Here is a 17,701-nt window from a genome sequence, read left to right on the forward strand (position 1 = left end):
TTTATAGTGAGCAAGAATACCAATGTTTAAGGAAGAAGATATTGGATTATGCAAAATGTATTTATAAAGTTCCGAACAAACAAACCTTTACTTTTTGGAATATACGGCGCAATTGGTTGTCTAATTGCTGCGATTTTCCTAGGAGAACCATTACTTGCTTTAACCAAACTTGCACCATCTGCACAACAAATTCCCCAAGCCATTGTTTTATTAATTGATGCTTCTTCAAGTATGAGCGATGGGAAATTAACAGAAGTTAAAACTGCCGCCACTAAATTTGTAGAACGTCGTAACTTAACTGAAGATAAACTGGCTGTAGTTAGTTTTGGATTAGAGATTAAAACTGCTACTTCTTTAACTGATGACGCTAACACTCTCAAAAGTGCGATCGCCAGTTTGTCAGAAGTTGGTGGTACTCCAATGGCACAAGGCTTAGATGCTGCTGTAGCAGAGTTGCAGTCAACGTCCCTGCGTCGCAACATCTTATTATTTACCGATGGCTTGCCAGATTCTCAAGTTCTTGCCTCTTTTTCGGCTCAATCTGTGAGAAGTCAGAGAATTAACTTGATAGCAGTTGCGACCGGTGATGCTGACACCAATTATCTAGCGCAACTTACAGGCGATCGCTCTCTGGTGTTTTATGCTAATTCTGGCCAGTTTGATCAAGCTTTTCGGAATGCTGAAGCTGCTATTTACAAGCAATTAGTCGAGTCAGAACCAATAGGAAATTATGGTGTAATATACTCTACATTGCGAATTGGTGGCTGGACAGCTTTTTTAGCAATGGGCATAGCGCTTGCTCTAATTATGGGGCAAAACCACTATATGCACCGTCGTCTCTTCACATTTAATAAAGGTAGTGTCAGTACTATCGGCAGTCTGGTCGCTGGTATGGTTGCAGGCGCAACTGGTCAATTAATTTTTTTGCCACTCACGAGTGGTATTCCTAACGTTGCTCTGATTGAGAGTGTCCTTACTTGGGCAATTTTCGGTGCTTTATCTATAGGTTTATTATCATTATTTATACGCAGACTCAGAAAATTACAACTATCGAGTGTATTACTTACTGGTGCGATCAGTGGCGCTTTGGCTGCTGGTGCTTGGCTAATGTCTGCTACTTATTTAGGAGATTTTCTAGGGCGATTAATTGGTGCAATTGTTTTTGGTATCTGCATACGACTATTATCTGGTTCCACTTTATTAAGTTTAGTTGCATTAATAGGAGTAGCCATCTTTGGTCAATTGGTATTTTTCTCAATTCCTGGTTTATCCATTCTAGAAACGATTGGCAGAATAATCGGTTGGACAATTTTAGGTCTATTGGTAGGAGGTGGAACATGTTTTTTTGTACCCAACCTCAAGCTGAATAAAGCATTATTGGGTGGTACTGTTGGCGGAACTTTAGGAGCCATTGGTTTTTTAGTAGCTGCGGCAGTATTTGGAGATATCCCCGGTCGTTTATCGGGTGCAGCCATATTAGGCTTTTTCATTGGTTTAATGATTGCTTGGGTGGAACAAGAACAATTAAATCAAGAACCATATCTGTTAGTCCATTGGACACCAACAGAGAAAACATCATTATTACTTGGTGCAAAACCCGTTGTCATTGGTAGCTCTGTCGATGCTCAAATTCCCTTAAATGCTTCAGAAGGATTTACACCGATTACGGCCAAAATTTATCAAGAAGGAGCCAATATTTTAATGCAATTTGATACAGGATATGCTGCAAGTAAAAATATGAAAAAAACTCTCCAGCAATTAAATGTAGGGGACACACGCAAGTTGGGAAACATTACTATAGAAGTCAAAGCTGCTACTATCCAACAAAACTTAACCACCTCTTGAATAGCATCCTGATACTGTAAATATGACTTTTAAAATCAGTGAGACGATAGGATGTACCAGTTTTTAAGCCATTTAAAGTACAAACTCAGCAAGCCTCTACTGTTTGGTTTATATGGAGCTATTGGTTGCTTCCTAGCTGCAATTTTTGCACAGATACTTTTTACTATGGTAGTACCATCTAAGGAACCCACACCGCAAGTAGATGTGATGTTCGCCCTAGATATTACCACTAGTATGCAAGGAGAAATTCAAGGCGTACAAAATGGTATACGTGATTTCGCTACTGAAATTAATTCTAAAAATTTAGATTGGCAAATAGGGTTAATTGCTTTCCGAGATCGCCTTGCTGGAGAAGAAGCAGGAATTTTAAAGTTTAATGGTAACTCGTTTACTAGTGATAGCAATCTTTTCCGCCATGAAGTAGGCAGAATTGGTTTAAGTGGTGGTGGTATAGATGAACCAGAAAGTAGCTTAGATGCTTTAGCCTTAGCAGCACGCCAATCTTTTCGGGCCGAAGCAACTAAAGTAATTTTGTTGATTACCGATGCACCGCCTCATATTCCTGATCGCGAAATGCAGTCTGTGACACAAGCTGATAGCGTATTGCGCCACAATAAAATTAATCAGTTGCACTTAGTTATCCAGGAAAGCGATCGCTCTACTTTCGAGGGGTTGCAATCAACTATCCCCGGAGAAGTCTTCTCACTTAGCGAAGCAGCTTCTGGACGCAGTGGATTTGAGCGGATTTTACCTCTGATTGGACAAAAGATCGCCGAAACTACAATTCAAGGACTGCAAGACACCAAAAAATACCCTCTCAAGCAAAGGGGAGTGCTTATCCTTCTCACCGCAACTTCAACAGGTATTTTGGCAATTGGAGTTACTTTAGCTTTAATTATAGGACAAAATCACTATCAACGTCGTCGTCTTCTCACAGTTGGTGAAGCCAGTGTGAGTACAGTTGGTAGCTTGGTGGCTGGTATGGTTGCAGGAGCCACTGGTCAATTACTCTTTTTACAATTTGCCAACATTCCTAACACTAAAGATATCGAAATCATTATTAATGGGGGAATTGCTGGTGCTGTTTTCACAGGATTGATATCCTTTTTTATACCAAAGCTCAAATCGCTGAAATTTATTGGATCTATAGTTGCTGGGGGTATTAGCGGTGCTTTAGCTGCTGGAAGTTTACTAATTTCTACTAACTTTTTAGGTAGTTTTTTTGGGTTTGGAAATTTTCTAGCTCAGTTGATTGCTGGACTGATTTTTGGTATCTGCATTCGATTCTTAGCAGGTTCTTTCTTTGGTTTTGTCGCTGGTATCGCAGTAATCTTCTTTGGTCAATTATTATTTGTGTCCATTTCTAGCGTTTCCATCTTAGAAACGATTGGCAGAATAATCGGTTGGACAATTTTAGGTCTATTGGTAGGAGGTGGAACATGTTTTTTTGTACCCAACCTCAAGCTGAATAAAGCATTATTGGGTGGTACTGTTGGCGGAACTTTAGGAGCCGTTGGTTTTTTAGTAGCTGCGGCAGTATTTGGAGATATCCCCGGTCGTTTATCGGGTGCAGCCATATTAGGCTTTTTCATTGGTTTAATGATTGCTTGGGTGGAACAAGAACAATTAAATCAAGAACCATATCTGTTAGTCCATTGGACACCAACAGAGAAAACATCATTATTACTTGGTGCAAAACCCGTTGTCATTGGTAGCTCTGTTGATGCCCAAATTCCCTTAAATGCTTCAGAAGGATTTACACCGATTACAGCCAAAATTTATCAAGAAGGAGCCAATATTTTAATGCAATTTGATACAGGATATGCTGCAAGTAAAAATATGAAAAAAACTCTCCAGCAATTAAATGTAGGGGACACACGCAAGTTGGGAAACATTACTATAGAAGTCAAAGCTGCTACTATTAAATGAATATTAGAAAACAGACCATAATATTATGAGATCAGGTTTGGTGAATTTTATAAATTAATTACAAGCCACATGGTTAAATATAGATTCTCTTTAAAAGTAAAAGGTGACAATAATGAATACTCACATATTTTAGACTTAAGCCCTAATCAAGAAAATATGCCCGAGCATGTTTTTAGTTCAAAAACTAGAGAAAATATCCGTTTAGATCTCCAAAATAAAACTCTATGTGCTATCAAAGACTTTCATCTTAATCAAATTATTAATACTTGGATACAAGATATTAAAGAAGGTTATCGAGATAGTAGTCTCACCCTGCAATTACCTTTATTGATAGAATCAGGAATTGACCAGATAAATGAACAAGGTAATCAAGAAAATCCAGCCCTAGTTAATCCTGATTTATCTGACATAGAACCTATAAAGGGAATGCTACCACCATTAAATTTTTCTTAAGCCATTTGATTAAATTTTCAACATAATTACAAAATACTAATAATAGGAGAATTGTAATGAGTAATGTATTAAATGTATATATTACACCTCATCGGGAATTTTTACCTGCGGAAACCGAGGGACAAAAGCTATTTCTGATGCTGAAACTGCGACCCACAAAAGAGGTTGCGGTTTCTCGTCCACCCACTACCTTTGCTTTTGTCATTGATACTAGTGGTTCAATGTATGAAGTAGTCGCAGGGGCAACAAGACCTACAGGTGTGACGTATACCCAAGATGGCAAGGAATATAACCAGGTAACAGGGGGTAAATCAAAAATTGATATTGTCATGGAGTCCTTATTAGCGTTGGTGCGTTCTGGCAGATTAGGAGCAAGCGATCGCGTGGCAATAGTTCAGTTTGATGATACGGCTTCGCAGATTATTGGCTTGACTCCAGCAACGCAAGTTAGTCAATTAGAAAATGCGATCACTCAACTTCGCAGTTTCTCCGGCGGTACTCGGATGGGGTTGGGTTTGCGTCGTGCTTTAGATTTACTTGCTGGTCAAGACATGGCTGTTCGACGTACCCTACTTTTCACGGATGGTCACACTTTTGACGAAGACATATGTCGGGAAATAGCATCAGATTTTGCCACTAAAAATATCCCGATTACTGCATTAGGAGTCGGAGAGGATTTCCGAGAAGATTTATTGACCCACCTAAGCGATTCCACAGCTGGAAGCTCATTATATGTAGTTCCCGGAACTGCTATTGGCACACAAGTTTCCATCCTAGATTTACCAAACAAAATTATTGAAGAATATAGTCAGGCACAGCAAGAAGTAATTACAAACCTAGCTTTAACAGTCAAAACCGTCAAAGGCATAGAACTTACCCGCATTGTCCGTGCCTATCCTACACAAGCCGAATTCCCTCTGACTCAAGAACCTTATCCTATTGGCAATGCAGCAGCAAGTGATGAAACAATCTTTATCCTCGAATTCAGCATGAACAGTCGTCCTGCATCCCGCGTCCGAATTGCTCAGATGGGTTTAACCTACGATATTCCAGGACAGAACCGACGCGGTGAACTTCCGCCCCAAAACTTAGTAGTGCAATTTGTCGCTGGACAGGGAAGTGTAGTGCAAGTTGATCAAGAAGTCATGGATTATGTACAGCAATGCAATATTTCTAACTTAGTAAACCAAGCGACAAAAATTGCTGATCGCGACCCGCAAAAAGCTGAAGAACTATTAGAAACTGCACGGCGCATGACGGTAAGAATTGGCAACAAAGAAATGGAAGCATCTCTTAATGGCGCTCAACAAGAGTTGCGGAAAACTCGCCAAATTTCTGCCGGAACCCGTAAAACCGTCAAAATGGGCGCTAAAGGTAAAACCGTCAAAATGGGTAACGATATTAATGATCAGCTTTCAGAGGAAGAAATGCGTAAACTCACAGGAACTTGAAATAATTGTGAATTTTAGGTTGCTAACTAAAAAATCACCAATTTTATTTACAACATAAGGAAGTATATCCATGATTAGTTGTGCAGCTTGTGGCTATGATAAAAACCCAGATGATGCTGAATATTGTGATGCTTGCGGTTCTGCACTCCAAGCATCAGCAGCACCATCCACGCTTACTTCTCCTATTGCACCCACTCTGATCCAAACACCAATAATAGAAACAACAATACCAACACCACCAATACCACAACCAACAGATCCGACTTCTACTCCTTCTTTTCCTACGTTCCCGACTACTCCTACAATAGCCAAACTTATTTCCAAACAAGCAGGTTCTCCAGTAGCAGAATTTTCCTTAGACAGTAATGCTGTGGTTGGTATATTTGACCCTGATATGGGGCCAGTTGATATTGACTTAGAAGAATTTCCTGGTGGTGAAACAGTTTCACGCAACCATGCAGAAATTTACACAGAAGGTGGACTTTGGAAAATTAAAGACCTTGGTTCGACAAATGGCGTTTTCATTAAACGAAGTGGTCAAACTCGTTTCGGAGCCAGAATTACTATGCCTGAAACTATAAATTTTGGAGACGAAATTGCTTTTGGCAAAGTGCGATTTCTGTTTAAAGAAAATTAGTTTTTAGAAAAAATAGGAGGTTATTTATACAATTTTTAACCTCCAAGAACATTTAATCAATAGTATAAATTACTGAATCATTGGCTTTTATATGACATTACCTTTAAATGACAAAAATAGTAGTTTATTAATTCAAGAAAATCAAAGCGTTCAAATAGACAACTTCCAAGTAGAAGTCATTTCATACCTAGGTCAATATACAGCGGATATATATAGCTTTAAAGTAAAAATATTACCTTTAGATTCTCCTAACACTGCAAGTAAATTATGCTTAATGAGGGTTGGTTCGGTTCAAGGTGGACTGTACCGAGAGTTAAAACTAAGGGAAGCTCTCGGAGATTACAAGATGATTGTAGAACTTATCACTTACATTACAGCCGAATCTGTAATTGTTAATGTTCATCCGCCTATAGTAGAGCAAAAATTATCCGAAAATGAAAAGTATGAAATAATAACTAATACAGAAGATATTACAACTATAACTAATTCAAAAAACATAAGTTTGCATCAAAATACAAATGAAGATAACGAGACAAGTTTAGTAATTGATAAAGATGCTTCACCTCTGTCTATTCTATTAGAAACCGACTCAGAGCATTTAGAAGATGAATACTATCCAGAAATAGATTTTTGCTCTAATAATGTTGGGAGTAAGCTTATATTAATTAGCGAATACCCAGAATACACAAAAACCCTGGATACTTGGTTACAATCAGATCATTCTTTAGAAGAATCTTTATATATTACTACCCAAGTTTGTCAATTTTTTCGGTATGTTTATGAACGTACTTGGTGTTTTATCTCCTTAGAAACTCACTTGATTAAAATAGGAACTCCCTGCCAGTTTTTTGATTTAACAAATGCTTATCCTGTTAGTGAAATGCTAACTGCTGGTTTATTAGGAAATTATTGCGCTCCCGAACTCGCCTATAACAAAAGTCCTATTCATGAATCAATGAGTATCTATACAGTTGGAGCATTATTATATCACTCTATTCACAAACAACCCTTGTTACCACATCAAACTATTGAACTCAAAATTAATCCTATTCCTCGCATTTATCAAATCTTAAAAATTTGCTTGTCTCCTGTTATCGAAGAAAGATTTTCTTTGTCTCAACTTCTGAGTATTTTAGTAGAAACTCGCCAAGCTATTCGTGCTCCTAAAATTAAGTGGAATGTTGCTAGCCGCTCAACTGTAGGTCTATCAACTAGCCGCTTGCAAAATGAAGACAACTATGGTGTCAGACAACAGCAGTTAAGTGATATTGAAACCATGATATTAGGAGTTGTTGCTGATGGCATGGGTGGTATGTCTCAAGGAGAACTAGCAAGTCAATTATCTGTGCAGACAGTATTAGATGAACCTATACCAGCTGAATTTAAAACTATAGAACAACGCAATGAATGGTTGATGTCGTTATTTCAAAAAGCCAATGATGTTGTTTCCAAAAATGTAAAAAACGGCGGAACCACTCTCAGTTTGGTATTAGCCATAGCACAACAATTAATGGTAGCCCACGTTGGTGATACCCGTATTTATTTATTACGTCAAGGAGAAATACGTCAGTTAAGTGAAGATCACTCTCTTGTAGCAATGTTAGTTGCTAGTGGTCAAATAACAGAAGCAGAAAGCTTAGAACATCCAGATCGTAATGTACTTACTAAGTCTCTTGGTTCAAAAAGTAAACTAAGTGATGGCTATGTTCAAGATTTAAAACGTACTACTCAAGAATTATCAATGACTTTAGAAAACGGAGATATTTTGTTGCTGTGTTCTGATGGAGTTTGGGATTTAGTTTCTAAAAGAGAGTTTGCAGAAATTTTTAATAACAATAAAGATTTGCAAGCAGCTGTTGATACAACTATTGAAATAGTTATTGAGCGAGGTGCATCAGATAATGCGACTCTTTTAGCAATGCAATGCCGGATAGATAAATAGTCAATATATAGATTTTGAATCATGCTACATTTTTAACCAATTATTACTCAAAATTTATTATAGTTCGACACCATTTTATTTAAAAATAAAATACTCATGACATAAATTTAAGCGAATAAATGTTGTTCCAATTTAAGTAGCTCAAGGTTCCTATCAATCATATAGACAAAATATTTCCTAACAACTCAGCTTCCCAGAAATATTAATTATTACTAATTAAGTAAATCAGAAAAATGTCTATTCCATGTCCAACTTGCCTCACTGACAATATAGACAATACAGCTTATTGTATTGCTTGTGGTACACCTCTGGTTTCTATGATCAGTTCTGGTGAACAGGTATCTGCATATCATTTGCCTAGTGGTACTTTACTAAAAAAAGGGCTATACAAGATAGAAAAAGTGCTGGGAGAAGGTGGCTTTGGGATTACTTATAAAGGAGTTTTTTTACAAAATTCGGCCCAGGTAGCGATTAAAGAACTCTGGCCGGAAAAAGCGGCTAGGATTGGCTCTACAATTACATGGCCTTCTTCAATTACCCCTTTACAAAGACAACACCAAATTCAAAAATTTCAGCTAGAAGCTAGTTGCCAACATAAATGTTCTCATCCTAACATCGCTAAAATTTATGATTGGTTTGAAGAAAATAATACTGCCTATATAGTAATGGAATTTATTTCAGGAAAATCATTATTCCAAATATTACAACAAGAAGGTGTATTAGAGGAAAATCGTGTTACATCTTATTTTATTAAAATAGCAGAAGCTTTAAAAGTTATTCACATTAATAATTTACTACATAGAGATATCAAACCAGATAATATTCTTATTGATAATCAAGATAGACCTGTATTGATTGACTTCGGTGCTACGAAAGAATTTATTGCCGGTCAAACACGCGAAATGAGCGTGACATTAACACCAGGTTATGCACCTTTGGAACAATATAGCTATCGAGGTAAGCGTTTTCCAACAACAGATATTTATGCTCTATGTGCTTCAATGTATGAATTATTAACTGGAAAGTTACCTGCTGCTGCTACAGATATAGCTAATGGTTCAGAACAACTTGTGCCACCTCGAAAGTTACGTTCCAATCTTAGCCCTATAATTGAAAAAATTATTCTTACAGGGATGCAATTTAAGGTTGAAGACCGCTTCCAAACAGCAGATGAATTAATTGATGCTCTCAACGGTAAATTTACTTCTCCCAGCCAAAAAAGAGCACATGAATTAGTTAAACAAGGTAAATTATTAGAAGCAGTTTTAGCTTATGAAAAATATCTCAATAGCGAACCAAATAATGGCGAGGCAGCAGTTGAAGTGGCATTAGTTCAACTGTATATCGATGAAAACAAAGCAGAAATTGCTGCCCAAAAAGCGCTCCAATTACAATCTAATGATGGGAGAATTTATGGAGTTTTAGGAGTTGTTAACTGTCGAAAATCAAATTGGTTAGAAGCAGTAAAAAACCTACAGCAAGCAGCACAATTAGCTCCTCACGAAGTTTGGATACAAGCAAATTTAGCTTGGGCATTAGGTAAATCCGGTAATTGGCAGCAAGCTGAAATAACTATCAATAAAGCACTTCAACTGGATGCTAACTGTACTTTTGCGTTAGGCTTACAAGCATGGATAGCCGTAAATCAAGCACAATGGCAATTAGGAATTCGTGCTGCTACTCAAGCAATTTTTAAGTCGAAGCAAAGCTCTTCTAGAAACTCGCAAGAACTACAGCAGTGGGTGTATCCTTACCTAATTCTTGCCTTAGATAAAGCAGTAGTTACCAAGCAAGCAAGCGATGTAAAAAGACGTATTCAAGAATTTATTACTCAAGTACCTGACAATAGTTTTGGCTGGGGTTTCAAAGGTTGGAAAGCAGGCATACAAGGTTTATGGAATGATGCTATTGCCGATTTGGAGCAAGCAAGCCGTAAATCACAAGTTCCTGGTTGGGTACTCATAAATCAAGGAATTGCTCAGGAACATTTGCAGAATTTTCCGGCAGCTATCCAAGCCTACGAAACTCATACTCAGCAATTTTTACCTCATGCTTTTGTTTTATTTCGTCTCGGCACTTTATATGGACGATTACAACAATGGAAAAAGGCACGGTCTTATCTAGAAACAGCAGTTCAAGTAAAACCAAATTATGCAGAAGCTTATCATAATTTAGGGTGGGTGCTTCTAAATATTAAAGATCAAGATGGTCAGATAGAAAACTTCCGCGAAATTTTGTCATCCTATCGTAAAGCTACTGAACTATATAAACAGCAACAAAAACATCCTCTAGGCCAAAGCATTAAACAAGCTTTTCAAGCAGTTGGTATTAACAATTTCTAAATCTGCATTTACTCCTCCGTTGAAGAAAATACACGCTAAATGCTAATTCTAGGAGCAGCACTTCTGCTAACTAAAATTTTGGCATTGGAACTGAAAACAAGAGAATATACAAAGATTCGACCAATAACACTGTGATTTGAACGATATTTTTGCCAAAGGGTCACGAAATGCTTCAAAACTCATTAGGACAAGATATACTTCATAATTTAGTTGTGAGTTGTAAGAATGATAATCGTATAGTTGGGGGGAGACAGGGTTGAGCAAAGCTCAACCCTGTCTCATTAATAAAGAGAATGGGAAGAAGCTGCCGTCGGCAGCTTCTTCCCCCACCCAATGATTATCATTATTATGTTGTTGACGGCGATTCATGCCCAACAGTGTCTCGCTTGGGTTTGCGTTGTCCAACCCGTGTGCCTGACTTTTTCTGGGGACTCTTATCTGTTTGCTGTTGCGTGTCCTGGGTTATCGCCTGAAGGTCAGTACTAGGATTACTAAGTGGCGTTTCAGTAATTTCAAGCGTTTGAGTAGATGTAGTTTTCTTACGAGTCTGCTTTTTCTTCAAGGCTGGCTCTACGGGGATCTCGTTTGCTGTTGTGGTCGTAAATTCTTGTGGTGCAGGTACGTTTGGCTTTTTCCGAGTCGATGTAGTTTTAGGTGGTGACTCTGTTTTCGATGAAGTGATTTCACTACCGACCAACGGAGTTTCAGGAGGGACTGCACTAGTCGGTACATCCGTTGAACCCATTCCTATTTGTAGCAAATGCCATAAGTGTTCGCGGCGGCTCTCCATATAGCTCAGTTTTTCTTCGCCTTCAGTCGCTTCTATTGCCATACGTTCGCACTGCGCTAGCGTTAGGGTATGTTCGTGTAATTGTTTTAAAGTTAAAGCTTTATTTCCATCATCTAATGCCGCCGCCACAGTTCTGATGAGCCAGTCTTTTAGGACTCCAAGACAGCCAATAGAATGTTCATAGAAGTAAAGCCAATGCTGCATTAATTCAGGAATATTAGTATCAAGAGGTACTTGCTTGAGGAGTGCCAATAACGCTGCTTGAAAATCCAAACGGTCTTGTTCATTTTGGTACAAATAGCGCGGAAAGTGGATATCCAGACCGCGCCGGGATGCTTGACCACTTAAATTGCGGAAATTTAACAGTTCGTAAGTACCAATCAGGATGTGTAAAACACCCGTAACATTCGTCATGGATTTAATCCAATCCAACTGGTCTAAAAGCTTGCCAGCATTACTTCCAGTCCCAATCTTCATTAAATGTTGCGCTTCATCCAGGATAACCGCACGTACACCACGTTTGGTTATCGCTTCTTCTAATGCGTGGCGCAGTTCTGGAGAATCATTAAACTGGGAAGTTTTGCTAGTACGTCCACGCCCTTTTTTCTCCCATGCCTCCGACGTATCAATGTCTACAATGCTACGACGCTCGTAGAATGGCTCATTCAAAAGCTTCAGCGCAGTCCGGTAATAGTCAGTTCGATTAAACACCCCACTGTCAGGTGGACGTGTCTCTATCAGTAACAGAGGTAATTGAGGTACATAACCGTTGCGGTAGCTTGAGTCATTTGATACATAATCCTCAGTTTGAGGCGCATTTAAACGTCGGGCAATTTGCCGTATCATCGTCGTCTTGCCCACACCGCTTGGCCCATACACCAACACATGAGCAAATCCGGCAGGTTCTCGAATCGCACGCATGAGCAGCATATCTACCCGTGCTAACTGTGGATGTAAAACTGCATACTCCTTAAATTGAGTAAGTAAGTTTATGTCATCGCTCCTGTTCCTGTTTAAATCCATCTATTTGTATTCCGCTAATATTGGCAGTGAACTTAGATCCAACGGTTCAACGTTTCGAGATGGTACGTGCTGCGATGCAACATCTTCACTCTGTTGTGCCAATACAGCAAATGTTGAATGAACTTGGTTTACTGATGGAACAGAAGAATTACTAGACGTTAAATTGTCTAGTAAGCGTTTACTTTCCAAATCACGCAATCTTTGCAGCAACAAGGCTTCATGTTCTTGGACATTGGCAATGAAGTCAGCTAAATGTTTGGCATTCAAATTCGTCGCCGTGGCGCTACGTTTGTTCAATTGCCTAATTTCTTGTGCCGCTAACAACACTTCTTTTTCAGTGCGTCCCACGAAAGTACTGTAATACTGAGAGATACATCTCACCCAGCGCCCATCAACATAGGCGTAAGCAACTCCCATATCAAAAGGATCGTAGCGTACTGGTACTAATGTTTTTTCTACATTGGGATTGCGGAAAGCATCACTCCAATAGTAGAGATAATTGACTTTAATCCCTTGTCCCGGCTGAACTTTCGCCTGACCTTTGGGCGTGGAAGGACGTGTTGCCATGAGGAACTCTTCGTTATAAGCAATACTTCGGTGTAAGCGTTCTCCGGCGATTGACAACCCTTCGGTATAAACAACGCCTGGAGACGCACCTAATGAGTCATGATAATTTGAGTCGTAAATCGAGTAAGCCCACTGGGTCAGGTAAGTATATAAATCTCCCAAATTCCAAACAGCTAACTGTTTTGGGTCAACAGTTTTGGTGAGTTGACGCGGCTGTTTACTTGCTTGAGTATTACCTAATAGGTTATAGATAAACTCAGTATTTGTCGTCCCAAATAATCGTTCAATTACCGACCCAAAGCGGGGTTTACCACCAGGTCGTGTTTTCTTGGTGCAGTGGTAGCGTGCTAGCAAGGTGTCAAAGTATATACTGTGGAATTCTTTGCCACCATCTACAACTAATGTTGAGGGAAAACGACCTTGGCGCTGGACTAAAATACGTAGCCCCATCATGCAAGACCTGTAAGAAGGTGCATCAAAAGTCAGATAAACTGCCAATATTCGCCGAGAATAAGCATCGGTCAGTAATGTTAGCCAAGGTCGTCCCAGTAACCGACCTGTAGCTTGTGAGCGTAATTCAATATCGAGTTCGGTATGGTCGATATGGACTATCTCCAGTGGACGGTTTCCGTGAGGACGTGTATTTAAAGCTAGTTCCCAGACAAAAGGCTCTGTTGCGTATGCGGCTTTTGCTCCCTGACGCTTTAATGTCTGCTCATGGGTTGGGCGTTTTTTTAAACGCTGGTAGAAGGTGCGGTTACTAAGGGGTTGTATATTTAATGCTGTACAGGCTCTGACATACGCCCGATATACTGAAGCGCCTGTCGCTTGTCTTGGTGTTTCAAAATGCTCCTTAATAAATTTATCTAATAATTCACTTGAATCTGTTGGCGATTTTGGTTGACGATTCCCTTGCTGATGTGTGCGTGGTAGCAACCCGACATAACCGCAACCTAAACTTGCTTCTGCTTCACGGAACTGTTGTACCCATCTACGCAAGGTACGTGGGTTGATGTCTTGATAGATATCTGTATGGCGTTGGAAATATGCTTGTACTATATTAAATTTTCGATTCGCTTCTTTTAAGTGAGATGGAGAAGCGGCCTCCATTAAAGTCCGTACAGTTTCATTTCTTGTTACATCTGTAACTCCGTTGTGGATTTTAATGGTGCCACTGTCGAATAACTGGAGAAAAAATGCTGTGGGCAACTGTATTGGGAAGCCTGACTCTGGTAATAGCGTGGTTGTGGTCTCGCCATAGTTAACTAAAGTCCATAGCGCCGAATCCCACTCAAGGGCTGTGTTAGGTAGCAGTGTTGTGGGACTACTGGGAGTATTCTTTGTAGTTACTCCTACAACAGATGCGTGTGTATAAGCGTCATGATTTTGTTGACTTACCCATAATCGTGTCCTGTAATGTTCAACTAAGGGGACAGCAGACAAATCCACGTACAAAAGCTCAGTTGCAATCATGATGTATATGTCATTGGCACATACATCATTTAATTCTTGTAGCAATGCCGCAATCGTTATTCCTGGATTTGCTTCCAGGTAAGCCAGAACTGTCGAGTGTACATCTGTTGTCAAATTTGATTTAAATCCCAGGTAATCTGACAAAAACATCAAGTTCTGGGTAAAGACGGGATTCAATTCGGCATCAGTACGAACGCAGTATTTTAGACCAAATTGTGATGCGTGTGCTTCTCCTGGTGGGCAACGCCAATGACCGGATGCTGTTTTTTGATAACGCCCAGGATATTTTTGTGCTAAGAACTCTAGTTCCTTAACTGTTTTCCACTCTTCCCAGCAAGCACCATCATGACGTAATACAAAAAAGTCAGGGGTATGATAGTGACCTATATTACGCCCTGCTTGATTTTTATACTGGATTTTGAATGGTGGGGGCTGGTCGTAGAACTCTAAAACTTTGGGGTCGTGTTCCATCAAGTAAATCGCCCACAATTCCACTGTATGGCTCTCGAATTGAATTGTGACCCCCATTTTAGAACTAGGGTACACGCCACAAACGTTCTTGGTTCGTCCTTGTACCCGACGTGAGGGTGGGGATTTCCTGATTTGTGTAATCAAATCAATGGTGTTGGTTGCTAGTTGCTGTTGCCTACACCAATCTTCAAACTCGAATTCGTTCATTTGAGCTTCACCTCCGGGAGCGTGACCTATGTGATACAAGGACGGCTTTGTTGCTTCACTACAGTCTCCTAAAAATACTTATCAACGCGAATTGAATCATATTTTAGTCAGTTTGAACCATATTTTGTCATCTAAGTTGTACATAGGAGTGATTTTTAGAGAATTATTCGGGAGAAGTTTTTTCTTTTTCGTTATGACAACTCTAGGATTTATTATGATTCACAATTAGGACACGCGGCCATAATTTTATGCAAACTTTTATGTGATGTTTAGGCTGTAACCCTTGAAATGTCGTTAATTTTTGGTCAGGGTATGATTCACAATTTGGTCATCCAGGGGGTAAAAGCACAATAAGCATTGTAAAATTTTTTCTAACCATCGCCAAAGCCGCTTAATCATGATACTGAACTCAATATACGTGTTATCTCTATCTTCAATCGTAGCGATTATATATCAGTATCACTGAGGAAATTTGTATTTTTTTAATGAGTTTTATTGAAGGAAATATGAAAAATAATTCCAATCATCCCTAATAATCAATGATTCACCCCACCAGTAACAATAAAACTAGCCCAATAATACGGATGCTCAAAAGGCGGAATCTGTGTATTGATTTTATCGAGGTCATGGCGAATCATATCCGCTTCATCCCGCAATTCCTCCGCACAGATAAAATTGTACTCACCCATCTCCTCAGCCCGTTCCTCATACCACCTCGCAATCTCACCATACGTCACACCACACAACCACCTTTGTGTGCGCTTCAGCGCAGCAGCAGGAGCAGTATCCCGATCGCACTGACGGTAAAATTCAATCGCAAATAAAGCACTAGAAATTGATTCCACTGTCCACAGGGTACTAACAACATTCGTAACACCTTTACTAATAAAACCACTGACCAAACCCACGTATTCTGTAGTAATTGTTTGGCTACCAGTAATCGCTGTTTCGCAAGCCGAGAGGCTGACCATCTGGTAATTATTAAAAGGTAGCTGGAGAATATCTTCTAGAGTTAGCCTGTCCGTATGGCTCAAAGCAAGGGCTGATTGTTTGGGATTTTGGAAAATATAGGTTCCATGTCCGGTAAAATGAAAAAATTTATACCCAGAGGCAAGAGCTTTTTCGACATTTTCTTTTGTCGCGTCGCTACCAGCTAAACGGTGAGGATTGGCAAACATTTGGCTAATAGTTGCTGACTCCATTTCTGCATGACGAAGCTCTTCAAATTTCTTGTCTGCGATAATATCCGTGCTGTCTGGTGCTTCTACGCTTAATAACTGTTTGCTGGTATCAGTATTTTCTGAGCGATCGCTTTCTTGATGATTGACGCGATCGCTCAAGGAAAGCCCAATTTTAGCACTGGGTAAGTAAGTAATTGTAAATTGTTCTGGAAATAAGAATTGCAGGGGAAAACGATGTAAATCCTGGTGGGGAATAAGGATGAGGTTTTCGACGGGTGGGACTGCATCATCCGCAGAGATGGCATTGACAATAGCATTGATATCAAGAATTTTACCCAAATCTTCTAAGTATTCCGGTAAGCGATCGCGCCATGTGGCTTGTCCTGCTTCTTGGTTGTCTTTACCCTCACGATACTTGGTATATTCTTTGTTCCAGTTTTGTACCCAGGCTTCAAACTCGCGGTGTCGTTTTACTGTTGTTGGCAATTGTCCATCTAATGCTTGGTTTTCCTCCAGGGAATTGGTTGCAGATATCTGAGGGGAAAGGACTATGGGTGATGGTACATTATGTTTGAGGATAAAGGTATTGAGGGCATTCGGGCTAATATGCCAGTAAATAATCGCAGTTGTGGGATTAAGTAACTTTTGTATTTCCGAGTAGTTAGGGGAGGAAATCTCATCACCCAAAGAGTACAAAAGCCAAGTTAAACAAGCATTTTTACCTTTTTCTGCGAGTTCCAAGGCTGCACACCAATTTCCCGATTGTATGGCTAAGTCAACGGTTAATTGTTGAAAACCAGCAAATCGTAAGGCTAATTGTTGCTTTCTGGCTGGACTGGGGGTGTTTTCCAGCAGATTTTGTAGGATATCCGTAGCCCGTCGTTGGAGTTCTTCAGCCTCAGAAGTTTGTCCCAAAGCTGACAAGCAGCGAATTAAATCTCGCAGAAGTTCTAAATGCGCTTCAGGAAACTGTGTCAGTGTTTTTAGTGCATTTTGATAGCTTCTAAAAGCCCTACCCCAGTAGGGATATGGATTATCATCTCTGCATCCCTGGAAATAATGGGCGTTTCCTATAGCCTGATGTAATTTACCCCAACCTTCTGGATGGGTTTCTTGGGGACAATGTTTTAATCCTTCTTCATAGCTCGCAAATTGACCTTGCCTACCACCCCCGTTTAAATTTGGGTTCTTAAATGTGATAACGAGGTCGGGGTAAGAGGTGACTACGGGTAAAATAAATAAACCAGTTGGATTTATCTCTTTCTCAACGATGCTTGAAACTGCTAATCCTCTATTAATCCAAGTGTTGTAATCGTCGGATTTTAATTCTAGGGCTTGGTCATAGGAGGCGATCGCTTCTTGATATTGCATCAAATTATGCAGAGATACT

Annotated in this window: 10 protein-coding genes; 7 read left to right on the plus strand and 3 right to left on the minus strand. The window is 39.6% G+C overall.

The window, feature by feature from the left end:
• Positions 1-48: 48 nt before the first annotated feature.
• The 7 genes from HGR01_RS37945 to HGR01_RS37975 all read left to right on the plus strand — a co-directional run bounded on the left by HGR01_RS37945 (position 49) and on the right by HGR01_RS37975 (position 10,599).
• Positions 49-1,845 carry a vWA domain-containing protein gene (locus HGR01_RS37945; protein ID WP_045874729.1) on the plus strand — a complete coding sequence of 599 codons (1,797 nt, stop codon included), beginning with the start codon at positions 49-51 and terminating at the stop codon, positions 1,843-1,845.
• A 51-nt stretch (positions 1,846-1,896) separates the two neighbouring features.
• Positions 1,897-3,774 (plus strand): vWA domain-containing protein, encoded by a 1,878-nt coding sequence (locus HGR01_RS37950; protein ID WP_045874728.1) that lies wholly within the window; start codon positions 1,897-1,899, stop codon positions 3,772-3,774.
• A gap of 69 nt (positions 3,775-3,843) precedes the next feature.
• A complete protein-coding gene (locus tag HGR01_RS37955) occupies positions 3,844-4,227 on the plus strand; it encodes a hypothetical protein (protein WP_045874727.1) in 384 nt (127 codons plus the stop codon).
• 56 nt (positions 4,228-4,283) lie between these two features.
• On the plus strand, positions 4,284-5,678 hold the full coding sequence (locus HGR01_RS37960; protein ID WP_045874726.1) for a vWA domain-containing protein: 1,395 nt from the start codon (positions 4,284-4,286) through the stop codon (positions 5,676-5,678).
• 70 nt (positions 5,679-5,748) lie between these two features.
• Positions 5,749-6,315, plus strand: coding sequence for an FHA domain-containing protein (locus HGR01_RS37965; protein WP_045874725.1), 567 nt, complete (start codon positions 5,749-5,751; stop codon positions 6,313-6,315).
• Between the two features lie 91 nt (positions 6,316-6,406).
• The gene (locus HGR01_RS37970) at positions 6,407-8,257 is read left to right on the plus strand and encodes a PP2C family protein-serine/threonine phosphatase (RefSeq protein ID WP_045874724.1); all 1,851 of its coding nucleotides are present in this window, start codon (positions 6,407-6,409) and stop codon (positions 8,255-8,257) included.
• Positions 8,258-8,490: 233 nt separating this feature from the next.
• Positions 8,491-10,599, plus strand: coding sequence for a serine/threonine-protein kinase (locus HGR01_RS37975; RefSeq protein ID WP_045874723.1), 2,109 nt, complete (start codon positions 8,491-8,493; stop codon positions 10,597-10,599).
• A gap of 346 nt (positions 10,600-10,945) precedes the next feature.
• Here the strand turns inward: HGR01_RS37975 and HGR01_RS37980 are convergent, their stop codons facing one another.
• The 3 genes from HGR01_RS37980 to HGR01_RS37990 form a co-directional block, all read right to left on the minus strand.
• Complete coding sequence (locus HGR01_RS37980) at positions 10,946-12,412, minus strand: ATP-binding protein (protein WP_045874301.1); 1,467 nt, start codon at positions 12,410-12,412, stop codon at positions 10,946-10,948.
• Positions 12,413-15,130: a TnsA endonuclease N-terminal domain-containing protein gene (locus HGR01_RS37985; RefSeq protein ID WP_045874300.1), complete on the minus strand. Its 2,718-nt coding sequence runs from the start codon at positions 15,128-15,130 to the stop codon at positions 12,413-12,415.
• Between the two features lie 536 nt (positions 15,131-15,666).
• Entirely contained in the window at positions 15,667-17,682 is a 2,016-nt protein-coding gene (locus HGR01_RS37990) for a CHAT domain-containing protein (protein ID WP_052335495.1), read from the minus strand.
• Positions 17,683-17,701 lie beyond the last annotated feature (19 nt).

It is taken from the genome of Tolypothrix sp. PCC 7712 (assembly GCF_025860405.1).
GTDB lineage: Bacteria > Cyanobacteriota > Cyanobacteriia > Cyanobacteriales > Nostocaceae > Aulosira > Aulosira diplosiphon.

Coding starts and splice junctions, on each gene's coding strand:
- HGR01_RS37945 (WP_045874729.1), top strand. CDS start 49: ATGCAAAATGTATTTATAAAGTTCCGAACAAACAAACCTTTACTTTTT.
- HGR01_RS37960 (WP_045874726.1), top strand. CDS start 4,284: ATGAGTAATGTATTAAATGTATATATTACACCTCATCGGGAATTTTTA.
- HGR01_RS37980 (WP_045874301.1), bottom strand. CDS start 12,412: ATGGATTTAAACAGGAACAGGAGCGATGACATAAACTTACTTACTCAA.
- HGR01_RS37955 (WP_045874727.1), top strand. CDS start 3,844: ATGGTTAAATATAGATTCTCTTTAAAAGTAAAAGGTGACAATAATGAA.
- HGR01_RS37990 (WP_052335495.1), bottom strand. CDS start 17,682: ATGCAATATCAAGAAGCGATCGCCTCCTATGACCAAGCCCTAGAATTA.
- HGR01_RS37950 (WP_045874728.1), top strand. CDS start 1,897: ATGTACCAGTTTTTAAGCCATTTAAAGTACAAACTCAGCAAGCCTCTA.
- HGR01_RS37965 (WP_045874725.1), top strand. CDS start 5,749: ATGATTAGTTGTGCAGCTTGTGGCTATGATAAAAACCCAGATGATGCT.
- HGR01_RS37985 (WP_045874300.1), bottom strand. CDS start 15,130: ATGAACGAATTCGAGTTTGAAGATTGGTGTAGGCAACAGCAACTAGCA.
- HGR01_RS37975 (WP_045874723.1), top strand. CDS start 8,491: ATGTCTATTCCATGTCCAACTTGCCTCACTGACAATATAGACAATACA.
- HGR01_RS37970 (WP_045874724.1), top strand. CDS start 6,407: ATGACATTACCTTTAAATGACAAAAATAGTAGTTTATTAATTCAAGAA.